Source organism: Bacillus cereus group sp. N6, assembly GCF_016483705.1.
GTDB lineage: Bacteria > Bacillota > Bacilli > Bacillales > Bacillaceae_G > Bacillus_A > Bacillus_A wiedmannii.
Map to the genome: position 1 here is coordinate 117,268 of NZ_JAEHBI010000001.1, position 19,604 is coordinate 136,871.

Genomic DNA, 19,604 nt, shown 5'->3' on the forward strand with positions numbered 1-19,604 from the left:
ATTGAATGAGGTATATTACCTTCTTTTCATCACATACTACAATAGGTACACATAATTTGAATGGGGGTAATAATAAGATGGAACACGAACAACATAGTTCAGTAAATGACGTTCTACATCATTATAAAGAAGGTATCGGTAGTTTTACAAACCAAATTCCTGAAATTGCAGAAACATATAATGCATTCACACAAGCTTGTTTTCAAGAGGGCGCTTTAACAAAAAGGGAAAAACAACTTATCGCATTAGGAATTAGTCTAGCAACGCAAGATGAATATTGTACTATTTATCATACAAAAGGTTGTCTTGATCAAGGATGTTCAGATAAAGAGATTCTGGAAGCATGTGGTGTATCAGCAGCATTTGCTGGCGGAGCTGCAATGAGTCAAGCAGTAACTTTAGTACAGGAATGTTTAACAGAACTGAAAAATCAAAATCATTGAATGTAAAAAAACGTTTTAAACTTTATGTTTAAAACGTTTTTTTATGTGAGTTTGAATTTGAGTATAAAAAGTACCTGGTATGTAATGTATTAAAGTAAGAATTTTAAATTTAGTGGGAATGAGAAATAACAACTATTTATTTAGTTTTAAGTTTTCCGAAAAAGTTTCAATTGTTGCATATAATCAATAGCTTTTGTTTTGTTCTTTTGTTTACACACATATTCGAATTCATTCTTATCCCTATAATAACTATTCATCATGTCTTCTGTAATAATTCCATCGGAAATAGCTTTTTTAATTGCGCAGTGTGGTTCATTTGTATGAGTGCAGTTAGAGAATTTACAGCTCATAGATATCTCTTCGATATCTTCATAGCCAAGATTAAAGTTGTCCTCATGTTTTATTAAGTCAAAACCTGTTTTACTAATGGTTAATCCCTCCACTTGCCATACAGTATATAAGTATGTTTTATCTAAATATATATTTCCTTTTAGTAACCTGTTATTCCTTCCTTAAAACTTGGTACAATGAAACAAAAGGGGGATTAGTAATGCAAAATTTAGTAATTGAAGAGATTAAGCAAATAAATGATGATATGGAAGAGCTTTCTAAACTTTTGAAAACGGTTGTAGATGATGGGGCGTCAATTGGTTTTTTACCTCCACTGGAACAAATAGAATCAACAAAGTATTGGGAAACTGTTTTAGCACCAGAAGTGATCTTGTATGTTGCTAAAATAAATAATGAAGTGGCAGGGAGTATTCAATTACATTTAGTTACAAAGCCTAATGGGATTCATAGAGCTGAAATTTGCAAGTTAATGACTCACCCGAACTTTAGACGTAACGGCATTGGACGTTCGCTTATGCAAAAAGCAGAGGAAAGAGCAAAGCAAGAAAATAGGTCTCTTATAGTGCTAGATACGAGAGAAGGAGACCCTTCTAATAGATTGTATAAATCATTAGACTATAAAGAAGTTGGAAAAATACCAGAATACGCAATATCTCCAAATGGTAATTTAGATGCAACGGTTATTTATTATAAAATGATTTAGTATTTTTATTTAAAAAGAGAGATATTTTTAAACGAAAAATCTGTTATTAGGTCTGAGTATTGATTTGTAAAAAGATTGATAACCCCCTGTATAATAGGGGTTTTCTTTTCATTCATTAACTTCATATTGAATGTTCAATTTGAGGGCCAATTTGTATAAGGTTTTAACAGTTGTATAAGAGGTATTACTTAAATAGGAATTTTGAAGTCTTTTGGTGAATATTAAATGTTAATCTAAAAGATGGAGGTTGCTGTGATGTTGAAACTGTTTCAATATAACTGGCAAGTTCGTGATGATTGGTTTACATGGTGCGAAGACATATCGGCCGAAGAACTGGTAAAGAAACGGGTCGGTGGATTCGGCAGTATACTACATACCCTATTTCATATTGTAGATGTGGAATATATGTGGATCTTAGGGTTGCGTGGTGAATCAGTGCCTGAGGAGCCATTGTTTGAAGAGTATGCCAGCTTACAAAAAGTGAAAAATCTTTCAGCTCAATACCACGGGAAAGTGAAGCCATTTGTGACCTCTTGGACAAATGAAATGGATTCTCGGAAACTTTCAAAAGCTGACTTCAATGAAGAGCCGATTAGCTCAAGAGACGCACCAATTAGGCGCCGAGTCATTGAATGTACACACGGAGAGTTAATACGTCATGTCATTGTCCACGAAATCCATCATATCGGCCAGTTATCTATATGGGCACGTGAAATCGAAAAGGAGCCAGTTTCCGCAAATCTGAGAGGGAGAGGGCTATTTGATAACTAGACTAACTTTGCCAATTTCGTAATTTATTTATAAACGAATAGTTTAATTGAGTATATTTAACACCGTCTATATTTCTCTAGCGGTGTTATTTGAATGTATCAATAAAATTTATATAATGTACTAAATGAATTTGAGAAAGTTTTTAGAGGGTTCTTTTCGTTATACTCCTTGACTTATAATGGATGTAGAGAAGATGACTAGCCGACTATAGTTATTTTCGCTTTATTATGGGAAAGGGGATGACGGGATGAGAACGAAAGGTTTACAGAAGGTGAAGAAAGTTATATTAAGTGGTGGTATATTACTTACGGGATTGTTAACTTTCGGTTTTTCAGAAAAAGCTTCAGCTCATGGATATGTTGAATCACCAGCGAGCCGTTCTTATTTATGTAAGCAAGGGGTAAATGTAAATTGCGGACCGATCCAATACGAGCCGCAAAGTGTAGAAGGAATAGGTGGATTCCCGTAATTAGGACCTTCTGATGGACAAATCGCAGGAGCTGGCCATTTTCCTGCTTTAGACGTTCAAACAGTCGATAGGTGGAAGAAAGTTACGTTAAACGGTGGGACGAATACATTCAAGTGGAAACTAACCGCTCCTCATAGTACGAAAGAATGGAAATACTACATTACAAAGAAGGATTGGAATCCAAATATGCCTTTAACAAGGTCTAGTTTAGATTTAGTGCCGTTCTATGTGAAAAATGATGGAGGAACTAGACCAGGAACTTCAGTAACACATGAAGCAAATGTACCTACTGATAGAAATGGATATCACCTTATTTTAGCTGTTTGGGAAATTGCAGATACTGGGAATGCATTTTATCAAGTTATAGATGTTAACCTTGTAAATAACGGTTTGGCATCAAATTTCGCGCTAAATCATGTAGTGCAGGCTCCTACCTTATTTTAAATAAAATATACATTTCGATCATCTAATTCATTTTAGATGATCTTTTTTTACGAAAAACGATGAAAAATATAGAAGAAAGTGCAATTATTTATAAAAAATTATGCTTTAAATATTGTCATATTTGCTTCTTTAAGATATCCTTTTCATGAAGAGGTGGAAAACATGGAAAAAGTACTAGTTTTCGGGCATAAAAACCCAGATACAGATGCAATTTGTTCTGCAATTGCTTATGCAGAATTGAAAAAAGAATTAGGAATGAATGCTGAGCCTGTACGTTTAGGCGAAATCAGCGGTGAAACTCAATTTGCGTTAGACCATTTTAAAGTAGAAGGACCGCGTTTTGTTGAGACAGTTGCAAGCGAAGTGGACAACGTTATTTTAGTTGATCATAACGAGCGTCAACAAAGTGCTAACGATATCGAGTCTGTTCGTGTGTTAGAAGTTATTGACCATCACCGTATTGCTAACTTTGAAACAAGCGATCCTATTTACTATCGTTGTGAGCCAGTTGGTTGTACAGCTACAATCTTAAACAAAATGTACAAAGAAAATGGCGTTACAATTCGTAAAGAAGTTGCAGGTTTAATGTTATCTGCAATCATTTCAGATTCTTTACTATTCAAATCTCCAACTTGCACAGAGCAAGACGTAGCAGCAGCTCGTGAATTAGCGGAAATCGCTGGTGTAGATGCTGATAACTACGGCTTAGAAATGTTAAAAGCTGGTGCTGACTTAAGCGGAAAAACAATGGAGCAATTAATCTCTCTTGACGCTAAAGAATTCCAAATGGGTAATGCGAAAGTTGAAATCGCACAAGTAAACGCTGTTGATACAAACGACGTTCTTGTACATCAAGCGGAACTTGAAAAAGTTATCTCTGCAGTAGTAGAAGAAAAAGGTTTAGACCTATTCTTATTCGTTGTAACTGATATCTTAACTAACGATTCTGTCGGTCTTGCGATCGGTAAAGCAGCAAACGTTGTTGAGAAAGCGTACAACGTATCTCTAGAAAACAACACTGCTACTTTAAAAGGTGTTGTATCTCGTAAAAAACAAATCGTACCAGTATTAACAGAAGCATTCCAAGCTTAATTTTATTGAGTACAGATACACAGCAAGGACAAGTAGTCGGATTGGCTACTTGTCCTTTTCTATCTCTAAAAAACAGAAAATTAAAATTTAAAAACAGGAGGATTGTGTATGCTTAATGATTTGGAGAGTAAATTACAGTCACTTTTAGAGCGAAATATTACTTCTGTTTCAGAATTAGAGAGTTGGCTTTTGGATGAACTGCGTGTAACCGCTGAAATAGAAGAGGAGATAACAAGTAGTTTAATTGCCACGTATAGAGATACAAATGACAGAAATAAACGTAATTTACATATGTATAATCAAAATACAATTCAACCACTTTTAAAAAGATACAATGCGAAATTTGACCAGAAATTTAGAAAGTCTCCGTTTTCCGACTTATTAAATGAGCAGAAATACGGTTTTATGAAAAAAGCAAGATTGGTAAAAAGTAAAATGTTTAATGACAAGAACATTGCTCTTTCCATTAAAGAGCAAAAGCTTATTACGAAATATAGAGAAATAATGTCTAACATATCTATTAATTGGGAAGGAGAGCAAAAGACGTATGCATACGTAAAAGCAAAACTAGATAACCCCAATAGAGCTATTCGCGAAAAAGCTTGGTACGCTTTATGTGAAGCAAGAAGTATAGTGAAAATAGAAATAGATTATATTATGAATGAACTCATACAATTGCGGAATGAGATCGCTTTAAATGCAGGATTTAATAATTATAGTGAGTATGCTTTTAAACAAAAAAATAGAGATTATAGTATTAAAGAGTGTTATAAGCTTCATGAATCTATAGAAAAGTATGTTGTACCAATATGGGAACAGTCGGGGATTCTTTCTAAAAACAATCTCGGTGTAAAAAAATATTGCCCTTGGGACCTTACTCCATGTAAATTACCAAAAGCTCCATTCCAAAATGCTATTGATTTATTGAATGGGGTGGAAGAAATATTTCGGAAGACAGATTTATATTTTTATGAGAAATTTATTCATATACGAAAAACGGGATTAATTGACGTAGAAGAGCGTGAAAATAAAGCACCGGGAGCTGCTTGTTTTACCTTTCCTCATAGTAAAGAGGTTTTTGTGTATTCTAATTTTAGTCCATCATTTTATACAATTAACGCGCTAATACATGAAGTGGGGCATGCATTTCATTTTTATAAACAATTTAACAATGATAGTAGCATGCAAGAAAGATATCTTCGTGAAGAGGTAGCTGAGCTTTATTCCCTAGGTCTTGAGTTGCTAGTAATGGATAAGCTCAATATCTTTTATAAGCAAGAGGATGAATATAAAGAAGTGCAGCGCGTACAATTATATCGTGCTTTGTCTTTATTAATGTCGTCAATTGCAGGAGATGTATTCCAGCACTGGATCTATACAAATCCAAACCATACATCAGAAGAACGTGATAAGAAATACGCTGAAGTATGTAAAAGGTATCAATATTCACCAGTCAATATTGTAGGATTAGAAGATGAAATCGGTGCAAGCTGGTTAGAGTCATTTCATTATGTTCAGTTTCCTTTCTATAAAATTGAATACGCAATTGCGCAAATAGGAGCAATGCAATTGTTTCAAATTTATCGAGAGGATCCAAAAAAAGCGATTGCTTTCTTTAAAGAGGGAGCGAATGCAGATTGGAATTTACCTATACAAGAAATATATGAAAAAACAGGTGTTACGTTTGACTTTTCGGAAGAAAGGATAGAAAGTACTGCAAGTGTAATTTTTGATCTAATAAATGAATTAAAATAAGGATAGCATTTGCTATTCTTATAACTGTTTGTTCGTAGATTTTTTCTTGTTTATATAAAATGTAATAATTGCAGTAATGAGGAAAATAGGTATAGCATATGCTTGCCCAACAAACAATTTCCAGCCAACATGATTATAGCCTTCAGATGCTGGAGCAATCATAGCGATTACGCAAACGATAATATAGAGTACTAGCGCAGGGATTATATTTTTCATTTGTTCACCTCCTTTTCATAAAATCATCACATGTATATTTGTATAATACATTATGGTTTGAGAAAAGATATATGTTTTTCTAACATTTATGTAAATAAAAGGGTTGTTATTAAGTGGAATAGAATAGGTGTATGTAGAATGATATAGGGGTGTTACATATAATGAACAATATATTAAATCGAATAAAGAAAGATGTAAGTATAGAATTATTGAATACGCTTTGGCCTGGTTTTAATAGGGCTGCATTTGCATTATATAATGATGAGCATGTGTATGTATTTCATCATCCATTATTTTTGAAAGATGATGGTGAGTATGCCGTTTTAAAGCGGGATGATGAATTTAAAGGCGATACACTTATTCTATTCAAAGATTATCCGACTGCCATTGTGAATATGAATAGGTATAAAGATTATGAAAGTTTATTTGCGGTTGTTGTGCATGAACTTTTTCATTGCTATCAATATTTGAATAAAGAAAGTAGATTTCCAAATGAATCTCTAGGATTTCTATATCCTATATCAGAAGAAAATATACAATTGCGAAATAATGAACGAATGTGTTTATATGATGCTGTGCATTGTAAGTCACAAGCTGAGAAATATAATTATATTAAGCAATTTATTGAACTAAGAGAGCAAAGAACTAGTTTTATGAAAGAAGAGTTTATAACATATGAGTGTATGGTTGAAAGTATAGAGGGGCCTGCTTGGTATGTAGAAATGAACGCTTACAATGCAATATGTGAAAAGGATGAAAGCGAAACATTACGAAAATATAGCGGATTTATTTTAGATGCATATGAAGCTAATTATAACATTAGGAAGAGCTGCTATAGCTCAGGAATGCTTTTATGTTTATTATTAGATGAAATCCTTCCTAACTGGAAAACGAGCTTCTTTAATAGTGATAAATCGTTATATGCCTTTTTAAAACAAAATATAAATGTGGATTTGAGTTTTAATAATGAAATTGCAATAAGTAAAGAAACGAAGCAAATCCTTCATTTTGTTCAAAACGAAAGAGACAAGGATTTTAAACAATTCTATAAAGAAAAAGGGTATCATCTGTATATTGTAGGTAATATGAAATTAAACATGTTTAATCCAATGAATGTAAATTTAAACGGAAATAAAGCATTACATAAAACCTTTTTAAGTGTGAGTATACATAATAAAACATATATGATAGATCAACCTGTTTTAGCATCTTTTGAAGAAGATTTTAAAAATATGACACAAGTTCATATTATAATGAATGAAAAACCGATAGAAACAAATAATGGATGGAACGTAGCGGGGATTGGAGATATAGAAGGTGAGTATGAAGAAGTAGAGAATTCTATATTTTTATATTTAAAAAGTTAGAAGAGAGGTAAGAAATTTAAATGAAAAGGTTATGCATAATTCCATGCGGGAAAAAGAAGATTTGGGATAAGTATCCAGATTACGGATCGATGGAGGTAAAAGATGTATATATTAGTCCATTCGGAAAAGCATGTCAGGCATATGCAACTATGTTTTTCGAGAATTGGGTTATATTATCGGCGAAGCATGGATTTTTAAGACCGAATGATATTGTACTAGAAAACTATGATCTTGCCTTTGATTCAAAGAGCGATGAGATTATTAGCATGGAACAATTAAAACAACAGATGATTGAAAAAGACTTGCTTCAGTTTGATGAAATCGTTTTACTTGCAGGCAAGAAGCATAAGAAAGTAGTGACACAATTATATGCAGAAGAAATTATTACGTATCCGTTAGCAGGATGTAAAGGAATTGGGTATATGTTGCAGAGGTTGAAAGGGGCTGTGGGGGATGGGAAGGAATTATAGTTAACTATTTGTTTGAGCTTTTCAATTTATATATATTGTGAGCGAGAAGAAAGAAAATACATATGAATTTAAAGCCCAACTATTGGGCTTTTTTTGTAGTAGTCCCTATAAATATATAAAGTACAACTAATAGAAAAGTATAACATTTATAACTATACTTATAAAACTAGAATATAGACTAGTAAACAAGCATTTTTACTCTTTTAAACATAGAATATGATGAATTCTATTTAGGAGGAGGCATATTTATGGGGAATCATTGTAATTGCAGGCGTTCATTTTGGGATGATTTAATGTTCGGAAAATGTGGATGTAAATGCAGGGATTGTCACGAATGTCGTTGCAATGAGAAACCGAAGTGTGATTGTGAAAAATGTAATTGTAAAGAGAAACCAAAATGTCATTGTAAACATGAAGGGTATTAATAATAAAAAAGAGTACGTTACGTACTCTTTAATTTTCTAATGTTATATTCCATCTTGAACAGATTTTTTTACGATTTCCCACGAGTCTTGTTTTTTGATTTTTAAAGCAACATTAGTTCCGGTAGACTCCTTATAAAAGATATATCCATCGTTTGAGTTTACATATGCCAATGGTTCACCTATGCAATCTCGTGAACAAGATGTATTGATAATCTCAATTAAAGATAGTTCGCTCGGATCGGTTTTACTTGCATCTATAATAGTATCAACGTCTGTTTTACGGTAACCTTGTAAGTTTACATGGAAACTTTGTTCAATTTCACCTGTAATACTAGTATTCATTACTTCAACTGAAAGTTTCTTTTCTTGAAGAAATCCGTTTTCATAAAGTAATTTTGTATATCCAAGCCATCCAATTAAAACTAGCATAATAAATATACTAGATATTTTAAGTGTTCGAAGCCGTTTACTAACAATCGTTTCTGAGTATTTCATTTAGTTTAATCCTCCAATGTTTTTAATTAAAAGTATGCCTCGATACATACTTTTAGAAGAAGGATAGAAGTTAATGAGTTCTAGATTAAAAAAAGAAAGCATCCGAAGTTAGATGCTTTCTTTTTTTAGTATTTTTCGCTATCTGTTCGTTACTTGTTTCATAAGTGGCCTAATTTCTTTAACGGGTGGTTTTTTATCATAGGCATCAACGTAAGAGAAATAGTAATTTAAGTTTCTGAGAAGACCTTTTCCTATTTTAGCGCTCAAGAACGGAAATACTTGTCCAGTATAATCATCGAGAGATTTACAGTAATATTTTTCATCTAGATAAATACTGTATTTACATGTTAGTTCTACTAGTGAGTTCCCTTCATCATCAATTACTTCTTTAGAATCAATAATGTCTATTAATGCGAATTTTTCATTCAGATAAACTTTCTTCTTTTTCTCGTGTTTATTTGTGAGGATAAATACGAGACCAATGGCGTTAATCAAAAGATTTCCTCCTATAAAAAACGGATATTAATAAAATATATCGATATACGTTAAATGTAAAGAGGAGAGGTGAAATTTCATTGATAGAAAGTTTTATAAGCCGATTTGTTTTTTCAAATCGGCTTATTATTGAAACACTTGTGGGAATTGTTTTACGATTGCATTTGTTAGCATATCAGCCATTTCTAATGCTTCTTTTTCAATTTTATCGTATAGTTTTACGCTTGCTTCAAAATCTTTATTTAGGAAGGCAAGCGCTTCTGCTTTCGTAAGTGCTAAATGTTCATAAAACATTTTTCTGAATTCTTCTTTTTCTATATATGGGTTGATGCTAGTAAGAAACGCCACAATTTCATCACCATTAGCGTACCATTTTTTCTCTATAGCGGCAGCTGCATTTTGATCACCTGATTTTGCGGCTTTAACTAGATCCGCTGCAATGACTAAGTGATCTTTAATTAGTGCACTATATTTTTTTACAGCATCTTCACCATAGAATGGTTCAAGTGACAGTCCCATATGTGTTGCATTTTGAAGAAGTCGCCCAACTGTAACGTTTACGTCTGGTAAATTAAAGACAATACTAATAATAGCTAATCTCGTCCAAGCGACATGTTGTTCCCATAAAGAACGCATATAACCTTTTAAAAAGTTCTCGTTTTTACTAATTCGGTAATTACGTACAGATGTATCAAAGTGTACATAAGGGTTATGATAGGGGGAGTAATACGATTGCCAATAAGAATACATAAACGGTAACACTCCTTTGAACATGTATAACTCAAAGTATGATGGGAATTTATTTTTAGTTACGTGTCCTAAATTAATTTCAGAAATTGATATGGAAAAAGATGGATAATTTTATTGTGGTATATACAAATAAAATGAATATAAAAATAAACAAGGCTCTGCAAGGGAAGTTGCAGAGCCTCAAAAGGGTATTGCCGAGATGTCGGACTCGACTAAGTAATGTTATCATAAAATTCTATTTAAAAAACCTGGTAAATGTGTCCAAATGAAAGTGGATCTTTAATAAAGTCAATGGGATCAGCTTCCCGCAGCAGATCCCGTTAACTAGATAATGTTGATGAGCAAAAACTCATCTGGAGTACTTTTATAGTAATAAGTGAAATTCGTTTTGTGTATTGAGAAAAAAAGAATTACTTCAATAAATGTTAAGAACTTATATTTTACATCTCGTTACTATTATCATTTGTTGTGAGTGGAGTATGGTTATAAAATAGAGAAAAGATATACAAGTGTATCTAAAAGTGTACTGAAATGTATAATAATCAAAAAAGACCTGCTTTTATAAGCAGGTCAACTTAAGGGGTTTATCCAACAGAATATTTCATATGATAACAGTTGTATTATAGTAAGTCTATAAGATATATATTGAGAAAATTATTATGGATAATATATCACATACACATTAACGTTTAAAAAGTTGAGAAGGAAAATGGAAAAGCTTTCTATAAGAAAATAATGGCTGGTATTTATAATACGATTCATATTTCCACGCATCATGATTCGAAAATTGGAGTTGGTTCGGTACTGTTTTCTGCTTGATGGAACTAATATTCTGCTGCTTCATATAGTAACCTCCTGAATTCATATGTATAAGATTAGTAGTATTCAAGGAAGGGTAATAAAATGTATATTTATTTTGTAATTCATTTTATATGTGCTTTATTTATGTTTTAAAATTTATAAACATAAATAGCCATTAAAACACCGTTGTTAAACAACCTTTAAAACGTAGAAAAGCATAAAAAATGAAAAAGCAAGCTGTTAGTCATGTATTCATCACTTTCATGGCGCATAAGTGATGATATAATAGGAATAGATGAAAGATATAGAAAAGCAGGTGACTCTTTTTTGTTTACAAAAGCACAAGAACTTTTAGCGTCTTATTTCGGTTATTCGTCATTCCGAAGAGGACAAGATGAAACAATTAAAAATGTATTAGATGGGAAAGATACGGTTTGTATTATGCCTACGGGTGGTGGTAAGTCAATTTGTTATCAAATTCCCGCATTAGTATTCGAAGGAACGACATTAGTTATTTCACCTTTGATTTCACTTATGAAAGACCAAGTAGATACATTAGTACAAAACGGTATTTCAGCTACTTATATTAATAGTTCTATTTCAATTACAGAAGCGAATCAACGCATTCAATTAGCGAAACAAGGACATTATAAGTTACTTTATGTAGCGCCTGAGCGTCTTGATTCAATGGAGTTTGTTGACCAACTTATCGATATGAAAATCCCGATGATTGCAATTGATGAGGCGCACTGTATTTCGCAGTGGGGACATGATTTCCGTCCAAGTTATTTACATATACATCGCATATTAGATTATCTTCCAGAAAAGCCGCTTGTATTAGCTTTAACTGCGACGGCAACACCACAAGTTCGTGAAGATATTTGCAACACGCTTGGAATTAATCAAGAAAATACGATTATGACAACGTTTGAGCGCGAGAACTTATCATTTTCTGTTATTAAAGGACAAGATCGTAATGCATATTTAGCGGATTATATTCGTCAAAATCAAAAGGAATCTGGGATTATATATGCAGCTACTAGAAAAGTAGTTGATCAGTTGTATGAAGATTTAATGAAAGCGGGAGTTTCGGTATCAAAATACCATGCTGGTATGAGTGATACCGATCGAAATGAGCAGCAAGAACTCTTTTTACGTGATGAAGTGAGTGTAATGGTAGCGACATCTGCATTCGGGATGGGGATTGATAAATCGAATATTCGTTACGTTATCCATTATCAACTGCCAAAAAACATGGAAAGTTATTACCAAGAAGCAGGACGTGCTGGACGTGACGGATTAGATAGTGCGTGTATATTGTTATATTCTTCTCAGGATGTGCAAGTACAGCGCTTTTTAATTGATCAATCGACAGGTGAATCTCGATTTTCAAATGAACTTGAAAAACTGCAAAATATGACTGATTATTGTCATACAGAACAATGTTTACAATCATTTATTTTGCAATACTTTGGAGAAGAACCGAAAGAAGATTGTGGCCGCTGCGGAAATTGTACGGACGACCGGGAAAGTATCGATGTGACGAGAGAATCACAAATGGTTCTATCTTGCATGATTAGAACGAACCAACGATTTGGAAAACAAATGATTGCACAAGTTTTAACTGGTTCGAAAAATAAGAAAGTTATTGAATTCAATTTTCATACTTTACCAACATACGGGTTACTATCAAATCGTAGTGTAAAAGAAGTTAGTGAATTTATTGAGTTTCTAATTTCAGATGAGTTAATTGCAGTAGAACATGGTACGTATCCGACATTAAAAGTTACGGAAAAAGGGAAAGAAGTATTATTAGGTAAAGAGAATGTTTTACGTAAAGAACGAGTAGAGACAAGACAAATTGTTCAAGATCATCCTTTATTTGAAGTACTTCGCGAAGTACGTAAAGAAATTGCGCAAGGAGAAGGTGTACCTCCATTCGTTATTTTCTCTGATCAAACGTTGAAGGATATGTGTGCAAAAATGCCACAAAGTGACTCTGAACTTTTAACTGTGAAAGGGATCGGCGAACATAAACTTGTGAAGTATGGTTCTCACTTCTTACAAGCAGTTCAGCACTTTATTAAGGACAATCCAAACTATGCTGAAACAGTTAAAACAGAAGTGGTGACAGAGCGGAAAAAGTCAGGGAAAGCTTCAGCAAATTCTCATTTAGAAACGTATGAAATGTATAAACAAGGCATTGATCTAGATGAAATTGCGAAAGAACGTGGCTTATCAAGACAAACAATTGAAAATCATTTAATTCGCTCTTTTGAAGATGGAATGGAAATAGACTGGAACAGTTTTGTTCCTGCAGAATATGAATCACTGATTGAAACTGCCGTGCAAAATGCAGAAGGTGGTCTGAAATCAATTAAGGAACAACTTCCAAATGAAGTGAGTTACTTTATGATTCGTGCATATTTACAATTTAGAAAGTAGAGATATATAAAGGGGATAGGGGATATATGCATCACGTTTTCGTGTATGGCACATTAAGAAAAGAGCAAACGAATGTTCATTTTATGCAAGGTGCAATATGCATCGCAGACGGAGCATGGACGTATGGTAAATTATTTGATACAAACGAGGGGTATCCGGCAATGATTTGTTCAAATGAGGACAAAGTATACGGAGAAGTTTATGAAGTAAATGAGGTTGTTCTGCAAAAATTAGATGAACTTGAAGAATATACAGGTAATGCAGAAAGTGATTTATATGACCGAATCACCGAAACGATTTATTTAGGAGATAGAATAATACGTGCATTTGTGTATGTCGCTCAAGATAAAGAGATGCTAAAGAAAGTTATCATTTCTGGTGATTGGGTAGAGTATCAACAAGAAAAATAATAGCAGCCATAGAGCAGATAGTGGGATCATTCATTATCTGCTTTTTATATTGTTACTTTAAAAATTCTTATTATTTTGATAAAATTGTAAATATAGAGAATAATAACCTTTTTTCATGGGTGTCAGAAATTTAGTTTCTCACCTGTAGAAGAAAAATCTATTGCAGGAGGAGAATAATAATGAATGAATTAGATGTGAGAGAATTTTACGAAAAACAATTCGAACTATCCAATTACGATATTAATACAGAAAGCTGGTTAGAACAGGTTGCGAAAGAAGTTCAAGAACAAATTGGACATCCATTTCAGTCAATGTTAGAACTAGGAGCAGGAAATGGTGGATTTGCAAGGGCGATGTCTAAGTTACAAGTAAAAATGACTACTGTTGAGCTTGTACCAGAGTTAGTTATGTTTGCAAAAGAACATTCTACTAATGATATAGATATTCATTGCGCTGATTTTTATAAAATTAATTTTGAAGAAAAGTTTGATGTTGTTAGTTATTTAGACGGATTTGGTGTAGGATCAGATGATGAGCAATTGATTCTATTAAAACGGATTAAAAACTGGATGAAGGATGACGGATGTGCACTTATTGATATTTATCAACCACTTTATTGGAAAAAGGTAAGTGGACAAGAAATGACCTTAAGTGCAGCTATGCGAAAATACGAATATGATAGTATAAATGAAAGAATGTTAGATCATTGGTGGCATCCTAATAATCCAAATGATATAGTTACACAGTCTTTACGTTGTTATACGGTAGATGAGATTAGCAATCTATGTGCTGAAGCTGGATTAAGTATTGTAGGGTTCTTCCCAGGCGGAGCATATGATTTTGAAAAACGAAAATATAAAGAATTAGCAACTTTAAATGAATGTTTGGCGTACCGAATTAAAATAAAGAAGAGTAGAGATTAATCTCTACTCTTCTTTATTTTAGAAAATTCTTACTAAAACTATTGACTTTATAAATGGATTTTTAATACAATTGTATTTCGACTGAAAAATTAGAACGGACAGGAGGGAATCATCAAATGAACAACATTTTTGAAGAAGAGTTACAAAGGATGAAAGATACATTACGTACGATGGATGATCAATTAGAACAGCTCGAAAACATTCCGGTTTATTATGGAGATGATTTTAAAGAACAAATTCTAGAAAGTATGAGAGAATCTAATAGGCAAAATTTACGTATCGGTGTACAAGAACCGTACTTTGGAAGATTAGATTTTCAAGAGGATGGCAAGGAAGATGTTATGCCGATCTACATCGGTAAAGTAGGTGTTTCACATAAAGACACAATGAAACCAATTGTAATAGATTGGCGGGCACCTGTTGCAAGTATGTTTTATTCATTTACCGGTGGAGATGAATTAGCATTTTATCAATCGCCAGACGGATTAGTAGAAGGTGATGTGTATTTAAAGCGAAACATCTCTATTCGAAAAAGAGAACTAGAACGTGTTGTTGATACATATGTAAAAGGAAATGAAGATGTCTCACATGCCGATGATTTTCTTCTATATCGATTAGGTGAGAATAAAGATAATAAACTAAAGGATATTGTTTCGACAATACAATCGGAGCAAAACGATATTATTCGTGCGGAAAGAAACTTACCATTATTAATTCAAGGGGTTGCAGGAAGCGGAAAAACAACGATCGCTTTACATCGCCTTGCTTTTTTAATTTATGAATATCGTGAACAATTAGAAGCTGAGAGAATGATTGTATTCGCTCCGAATAGTCTGTTTTTAGACTATATTTCGAGTGTGCTTCCTGAATTAGGTGTAGGGAATATTAGTCAAACAACATTTCCAGATTGGGCATTACGTACGTTAGATGATTCTGTGAAACTAAAGCAAACAGAAGAAAAGTTGAAAGAAGCCTTTTCTATTAATCGTGATGAAGAAAAGGTTATGCTCGGTAAATTGAAAGGCACGCTGGAATTTAAGTCCTTTATTGAAGAGAGAATGGTTCAATTTGAAAAAGAATTAATACCAACAAGTGATTTTGAGGCATGGGACAAAGCTATTATTCCAGTAGAAGACATAAAAAAATGGATGCAAGTTGAATATAAACATTATCCATTAAAGAAAAGAAGAGAAAGATTAGTCGGCCGAATGAAGCGCTGGATTGAAATTGAACTGAAAAAGTATGGAGAAACAAACGAGAAGAAATTATTAAAAAAAGAAGCGACAAAGAGATTGAACACATATATGAAGTTTTGGCCGAAAATGAGCCCACTTTCACTTTATAGTTCAATATTGAAAAGTAAAGAAATACTCGAAGTATTGCCTGAAGAACTTGTGAAAGAAACTGAAAAGAGTTGTCGTAAAAAAGAAGTGTATGTAGAAGATTTACCAGCTTTAATTTACTTACATCACCGCATAACAGGTATTGAAATCGGACAGAAATTCCATCACGTCGTTATTGATGAAGCGCAAGATTTCTCACCATTCCAAGTGTATGTATTAAAAGAAATTACACTAGGTAATTCTTTCACTATATTAGGTGATTTATCTCAAGCAATTTATGATTATCAAGGGATTGAAGATTGGGGTGCTTTTAAGGAAGTATTCCAAGAAACAGGTTATTATGAACTGACGAGAAGTTATCGTTCTACAAAAGAAATTATAGAATTTGCGAACGAAATAATTAAAAACGCAGAGATTCCAGTTGGGCTCGCAACACCAGTTTTTCGCAGTGGTGAAAATGTTAAGGTAATCCATGCAGAAAATCAATTTAATGAGATTATGAAGACGTTAAAATATCTACAAAACGAAGATGTGAAAACAATTGCGGTAATAGGAAGAACAGAAGATGAATGCCGCGATATATATGAGAAATTAACAAAAGCAGGATTGGCCGTAAACATCATTGAAGCAGATCAAAGTAAATATGAAGGTGATATTTCAGTAGTACCTGTATACTTGGCAAAAGGGCTAGAATTTGATGCGGTTCTATTAATCGATGTTGATGAAGAACATTATAAAAATATGAAACATGATGCGAAGTTACTATATGTCGGATGTACAAGGTCACTTCATGATTTATGGATTTTCCATAGCGGGGAAGCATCGCCTTTAATTAAAGGAATAAAATAAATATGAAAAACAAGAGGCGTTTCTAGTAACAAAAAGAAGAACCTCTTGTTTTTCTATATAAAGACATGGAGAGAAAATAACAATGATCACAAAAGTAATAACAAAAAGAAATTGGGAAATCGCAAAGATAAATGGAGAAATTAATGAAACTTCACTAAAAGAAGAAGGATTTATTCATTGTTCATTTTTAAAACAAGCTTTAGAAGTTGCTGAAAAATATTTTAGTCATGAAGAAGATGTTTTATTACTTACAATTGATCCATCATTAATAAAAGCAGAAATAAAATATGAACTTGCTTTTAACGGTCAAGAATATCCGCATGTATACGGAGTAATTCATATTGAATCAGTTGTAAATGTTACCCCATTTATTAAAGAAAAAGGAGAGTTTATATTACAAGAGGTACAAAATTAAAATTGTTATAAGCATTTAAATTAGCCAGAAAAGCACAAAATATATAGTTTGTGCTTTTTTTATTTTCTATTTTTTGTAAATACGTATTGTTTTTATCACATTAATACTGTACGATACATAGTATAAAACACATACTGTATGACATATAGTAATGAAAATGAGGTGAGTGAATGGATGCTTTATTAAATTCGTTAATTACTGAACTAAGAAGAGGTACATTAACATTAGCGGTTTTAAGCCAGTTAAGAACACCGCAGTATGGGTATTCACTTGTCCAATTATTGGAGCAATCAGGGATTACAATCGATCAAAGTACGTTATATCCACTACTTCGCCGATTAGAAAAGCAGGAGCTAGTGACGAGTAGTTGGGATAAAACGGAGAGTAGACCGCGTAAGTATTATATTTTAAGTGAATACGGATTAGAGATATTTTTGCAGTTGAAAAAGGAATGGATAAAGGATTCGAAAGAACTTTATAAATTATTAAAGGAGGAGGACAAGAATGAATTTGATTGATATTTACGTCGAGGAAGTAGCGAAGAGATTACCTGAAAAAAATCGTGAAGATATTATTCTTGAACTACGGTCAACAATCGAGGATATGTTACCGGATGATTATAATGAAGATGATGAAAAAAGAGTTCTTGAAAAATTGGGGAGTCCAGTTTCATTGGCAAATGGGTACTTAGATAGGCCGATGTATTTAATTGGACCACGTTATTTTGATGTATATACGACATTATTAAAAATGATCATACCGATTGCAGCTGTTATCGCACTCATTGCAATGGTTGCAGAAAATTTTGTAGGATATGATGGTGAGCAAGCGGTATTAAATGTTATTTTAAATCTGATAGGTAAAGGAATTGGGGAAATTATCGAAGTAGGCCTCCATGTATTTTTCTGGTTGACACTTGTATTTGCAATTTTAGAAAGAACAGATAAAGACAAAGGTACTCAACCGTTGACGACAAGTTTAAAAAAGTGGACGCCTGATGATTTGAAAAATACTTCGTATGTTCCAAAGAAAAAGTCGATCTCAAAGTTCGAAGTATTTGGCGGGTTAATGTGGACGGCAATATGGGCAACACTTTATTTTTATGCGAACCATCTTGTAGGTGTATATCATGGTACAGAAAGCGGATTGAAGTTTGTCGCGGCAACTTTTAATCAAGATGTGTTACTTCAGTATTGGCCAATCGTTGTAATTGTGATTGTGTTTGAAATAGGTATATCTCTTTATAAGTTAGTACAAGGACAATGGACGAAAAAGCTGGCAATCGGGAATGCTATTCTTCAAATAGTTGGAACAATAGTATTCATTGTAATTGTAGTAAATCCGCATTTATTTAATGAAGGATTTATTGCGTATGTGGCAAATGTGTTTACTACTTCTCCAGAGGAAGTTAAAAAGTGGTTAATTGGTGGAGGTATTATCATTTACATTTTGTCTGCTGCGCTAAATATATTTGATGGTTTCCGAAAAGCTCGTATTCGTATATAGGAGTGAAATTAGAGGAAAGGAAGAAAGTGATGATAAGGGAAGCAAGGAAACAAGATGTCACATACATTTTAGATATTTATAATGATGCTATATTGAATACAACAGCTGTCTATACGTATAAACCTGTAACCCTTGAAAATAGAATAGATTGGTATGAACAAAAAAAGACTAACGGCTATCCGATTTTAGTATGTGAATTAGATAATAAAATAGTAGGATTTGCGACATTTGGCCCGTTTAGAGCTTGGCCTGCCTATAAATATTCAATTGAGCATTCTGTGTACGTTCATAAGGAATATAGAAAAAATGGGATAGGAACTTCATTAATGCAAGCATTGATCACAGTTGCAAAAGAAAGGGAATATATGACCTTAATTGCTGGAATTGATGCAGAAAATGAGAAAAGCATTGCCTTACATGAAAACTATGGATTTGTTCATGCGGGGACAATTAAGAAGGCTGGTTATAAGTTTAATAGGTGGTTAGATTTAGCTTTTTATCAATTGGAGCTTAATGGTCCTAAAAAGCCTACGGAAGAGTAAATGTTTGCGTTATGCGAATTATGTATTTTAGAAAGGTAGCATGGGGAAATTTCATGCTATCTTTTTTATTGTATGCATAAATATCATGTAACAAAAAAGGTTTTTAATATTCTATATCGAAATT

The 19,604-nt window shown here is 33.0% G+C and carries 21 protein-coding genes and 1 pseudogene; 16 read left to right on the forward strand and 6 right to left on the reverse strand.

What is annotated here, in order from left to right:
• The first annotated feature begins 5 nt into the window (after positions 1 to 5).
• Positions 6 to 443 (forward strand): carboxymuconolactone decarboxylase, encoded by a 438-nt coding sequence (locus JDS99_RS00645; protein WP_199694203.1) that lies wholly within the window; start codon positions 6 to 8, stop codon positions 441 to 443.
• A gap of 146 nt (positions 444 to 589) precedes the next feature.
• Here JDS99_RS00645 and JDS99_RS31810 read toward each other — a convergent pair whose 3' ends face one another.
• Entirely contained in the window at positions 590 to 886 is a 297-nt protein-coding gene (locus tag JDS99_RS31810; RefSeq protein WP_345943209.1) for a hypothetical protein, read from the reverse strand.
• A 107-nt stretch (positions 887 to 993) separates the two neighbouring features.
• Here JDS99_RS31810 and JDS99_RS00650 point away from each other — a divergent pair, with 107 nt between their 5' ends.
• From JDS99_RS00650 to JDS99_RS00670, 5 genes and pseudogenes are all read left to right on the forward strand, one after another.
• Positions 994 to 1,497 carry a GNAT family N-acetyltransferase gene (locus JDS99_RS00650; RefSeq protein ID WP_088063705.1) on the forward strand — a complete coding sequence of 168 codons (504 nt, stop codon included), beginning with the start codon at positions 994 to 996 and terminating at the stop codon, positions 1,495 to 1,497.
• Between the two features lie 255 nt (positions 1,498 to 1,752).
• The gene (locus JDS99_RS00655; protein WP_199694204.1) at positions 1,753 to 2,268 is read left to right on the forward strand and encodes a DinB family protein; all 516 of its coding nucleotides are present in this window, start codon (positions 1,753 to 1,755) and stop codon (positions 2,266 to 2,268) included.
• A gap of 247 nt (positions 2,269 to 2,515) precedes the next feature.
• Positions 2,516 to 3,181 (forward strand): annotated as a pseudogene (locus JDS99_RS00660) (lytic polysaccharide monooxygenase).
• A 162-nt stretch (positions 3,182 to 3,343) separates the two neighbouring features.
• A complete protein-coding gene (gene ppaC / locus JDS99_RS00665; protein WP_000416840.1) occupies positions 3,344 to 4,273 on the forward strand; it encodes a manganese-dependent inorganic pyrophosphatase in 930 nt (309 codons plus the stop codon).
• 108 nt (positions 4,274 to 4,381) lie between these two features.
• The gene (locus JDS99_RS00670; RefSeq protein WP_199694206.1) at positions 4,382 to 6,028 is read left to right on the forward strand and encodes a M3 family oligoendopeptidase; all 1,647 of its coding nucleotides are present in this window, start codon (positions 4,382 to 4,384) and stop codon (positions 6,026 to 6,028) included.
• A gap of 18 nt (positions 6,029 to 6,046) precedes the next feature.
• Here JDS99_RS00670 and JDS99_RS00675 read toward each other — a convergent pair whose 3' ends face one another.
• Positions 6,047 to 6,244 carry a DUF4017 family protein gene (locus JDS99_RS00675; protein WP_087983846.1) on the reverse strand — a complete coding sequence of 66 codons (198 nt, stop codon included), beginning with the start codon at positions 6,242 to 6,244 and terminating at the stop codon, positions 6,047 to 6,049.
• A 161-nt stretch (positions 6,245 to 6,405) separates the two neighbouring features.
• Between JDS99_RS00675 and JDS99_RS00680 the strand changes: the two genes are divergently transcribed.
• A complete protein-coding gene (locus tag JDS99_RS00680) occupies positions 6,406 to 7,611 on the forward strand; it encodes a peptide ABC transporter permease (RefSeq protein WP_199694208.1) in 1,206 nt (401 codons plus the stop codon).
• Positions 7,612 to 7,631: 20 nt separating this feature from the next.
• A complete protein-coding gene (locus JDS99_RS00685) occupies positions 7,632 to 8,081 on the forward strand; it encodes a DUF6884 domain-containing protein (protein WP_199694209.1) in 450 nt (149 codons plus the stop codon).
• A gap of 467 nt (positions 8,082 to 8,548) precedes the next feature.
• Here the strand turns inward: JDS99_RS00685 and JDS99_RS00690 are convergent, their stop codons facing one another.
• The 4 genes from JDS99_RS00690 to JDS99_RS00705 all read right to left on the reverse strand — a co-directional run bounded on the left by JDS99_RS00690 (position 8,549) and on the right by JDS99_RS00705 (position 11,090).
• Positions 8,549 to 9,001, reverse strand: a complete 453-nt coding sequence (locus tag JDS99_RS00690; RefSeq protein WP_000877594.1) for a hypothetical protein — start codon at positions 8,999 to 9,001, stop codon at positions 8,549 to 8,551.
• 138 nt (positions 9,002 to 9,139) lie between these two features.
• Positions 9,140 to 9,496, reverse strand: coding sequence for a hypothetical protein (locus tag JDS99_RS00695; RefSeq protein ID WP_000606238.1), 357 nt, complete (start codon positions 9,494 to 9,496; stop codon positions 9,140 to 9,142).
• Positions 9,497 to 9,622: 126 nt separating this feature from the next.
• The gene (locus JDS99_RS00700; protein WP_141555559.1) at positions 9,623 to 10,246 is read right to left on the reverse strand and encodes an acetylglutamate kinase; all 624 of its coding nucleotides are present in this window, start codon (positions 10,244 to 10,246) and stop codon (positions 9,623 to 9,625) included.
• 682 nt (positions 10,247 to 10,928) lie between these two features.
• On the reverse strand, positions 10,929 to 11,090 hold the full coding sequence (locus JDS99_RS00705) for a hypothetical protein (protein ID WP_176551429.1): 162 nt from the start codon (positions 11,088 to 11,090) through the stop codon (positions 10,929 to 10,931).
• 284 nt (positions 11,091 to 11,374) lie between these two features.
• Between JDS99_RS00705 and recQ the strand changes: the two genes are divergently transcribed.
• The 8 genes from recQ to JDS99_RS00745 all read left to right on the forward strand — a co-directional run bounded on the left by recQ (position 11,375) and on the right by JDS99_RS00745 (position 19,480).
• Positions 11,375 to 13,492, forward strand: a complete 2,118-nt coding sequence (recQ, locus tag JDS99_RS00710) for a DNA helicase RecQ (protein ID WP_087983852.1) — start codon at positions 11,375 to 11,377, stop codon at positions 13,490 to 13,492.
• Positions 13,493 to 13,518: 26 nt separating this feature from the next.
• Positions 13,519 to 13,902 carry a gamma-glutamylcyclotransferase family protein gene (locus JDS99_RS00715; RefSeq protein ID WP_199694210.1) on the forward strand — a complete coding sequence of 128 codons (384 nt, stop codon included), beginning with the start codon at positions 13,519 to 13,521 and terminating at the stop codon, positions 13,900 to 13,902.
• A gap of 179 nt (positions 13,903 to 14,081) precedes the next feature.
• Complete coding sequence (locus tag JDS99_RS00720) at positions 14,082 to 14,825, forward strand: class I SAM-dependent methyltransferase (RefSeq protein ID WP_098856922.1); 744 nt, start codon at positions 14,082 to 14,084, stop codon at positions 14,823 to 14,825.
• Between the two features lie 116 nt (positions 14,826 to 14,941).
• Positions 14,942 to 17,017: a HelD family protein gene (locus tag JDS99_RS00725; RefSeq protein WP_199694211.1), complete on the forward strand. Its 2,076-nt coding sequence runs from the start codon at positions 14,942 to 14,944 to the stop codon at positions 17,015 to 17,017.
• An 82-nt stretch (positions 17,018 to 17,099) separates the two neighbouring features.
• Positions 17,100 to 17,432 (forward strand): DUF952 domain-containing protein, encoded by a 333-nt coding sequence (locus JDS99_RS00730; protein WP_048547376.1) that lies wholly within the window; start codon positions 17,100 to 17,102, stop codon positions 17,430 to 17,432.
• Between the two features lie 170 nt (positions 17,433 to 17,602).
• Positions 17,603 to 17,950, forward strand: a complete 348-nt coding sequence (locus tag JDS99_RS00735; protein WP_048547374.1) for a PadR family transcriptional regulator — start codon at positions 17,603 to 17,605, stop codon at positions 17,948 to 17,950.
• Positions 17,937 to 18,938: an HAAS signaling domain-containing protein gene (locus JDS99_RS00740; RefSeq protein WP_088063694.1), complete on the forward strand. Its 1,002-nt coding sequence runs from the start codon at positions 17,937 to 17,939 to the stop codon at positions 18,936 to 18,938. Before JDS99_RS00735 ends, JDS99_RS00740 begins: the two co-directional genes overlap by 14 nt.
• Positions 18,939 to 18,967: 29 nt before the next feature.
• On the forward strand, positions 18,968 to 19,480 hold the full coding sequence (locus JDS99_RS00745; RefSeq protein WP_199694212.1) for a GNAT family N-acetyltransferase: 513 nt from the start codon (positions 18,968 to 18,970) through the stop codon (positions 19,478 to 19,480).
• Positions 19,481 to 19,604 lie beyond the last annotated feature (124 nt).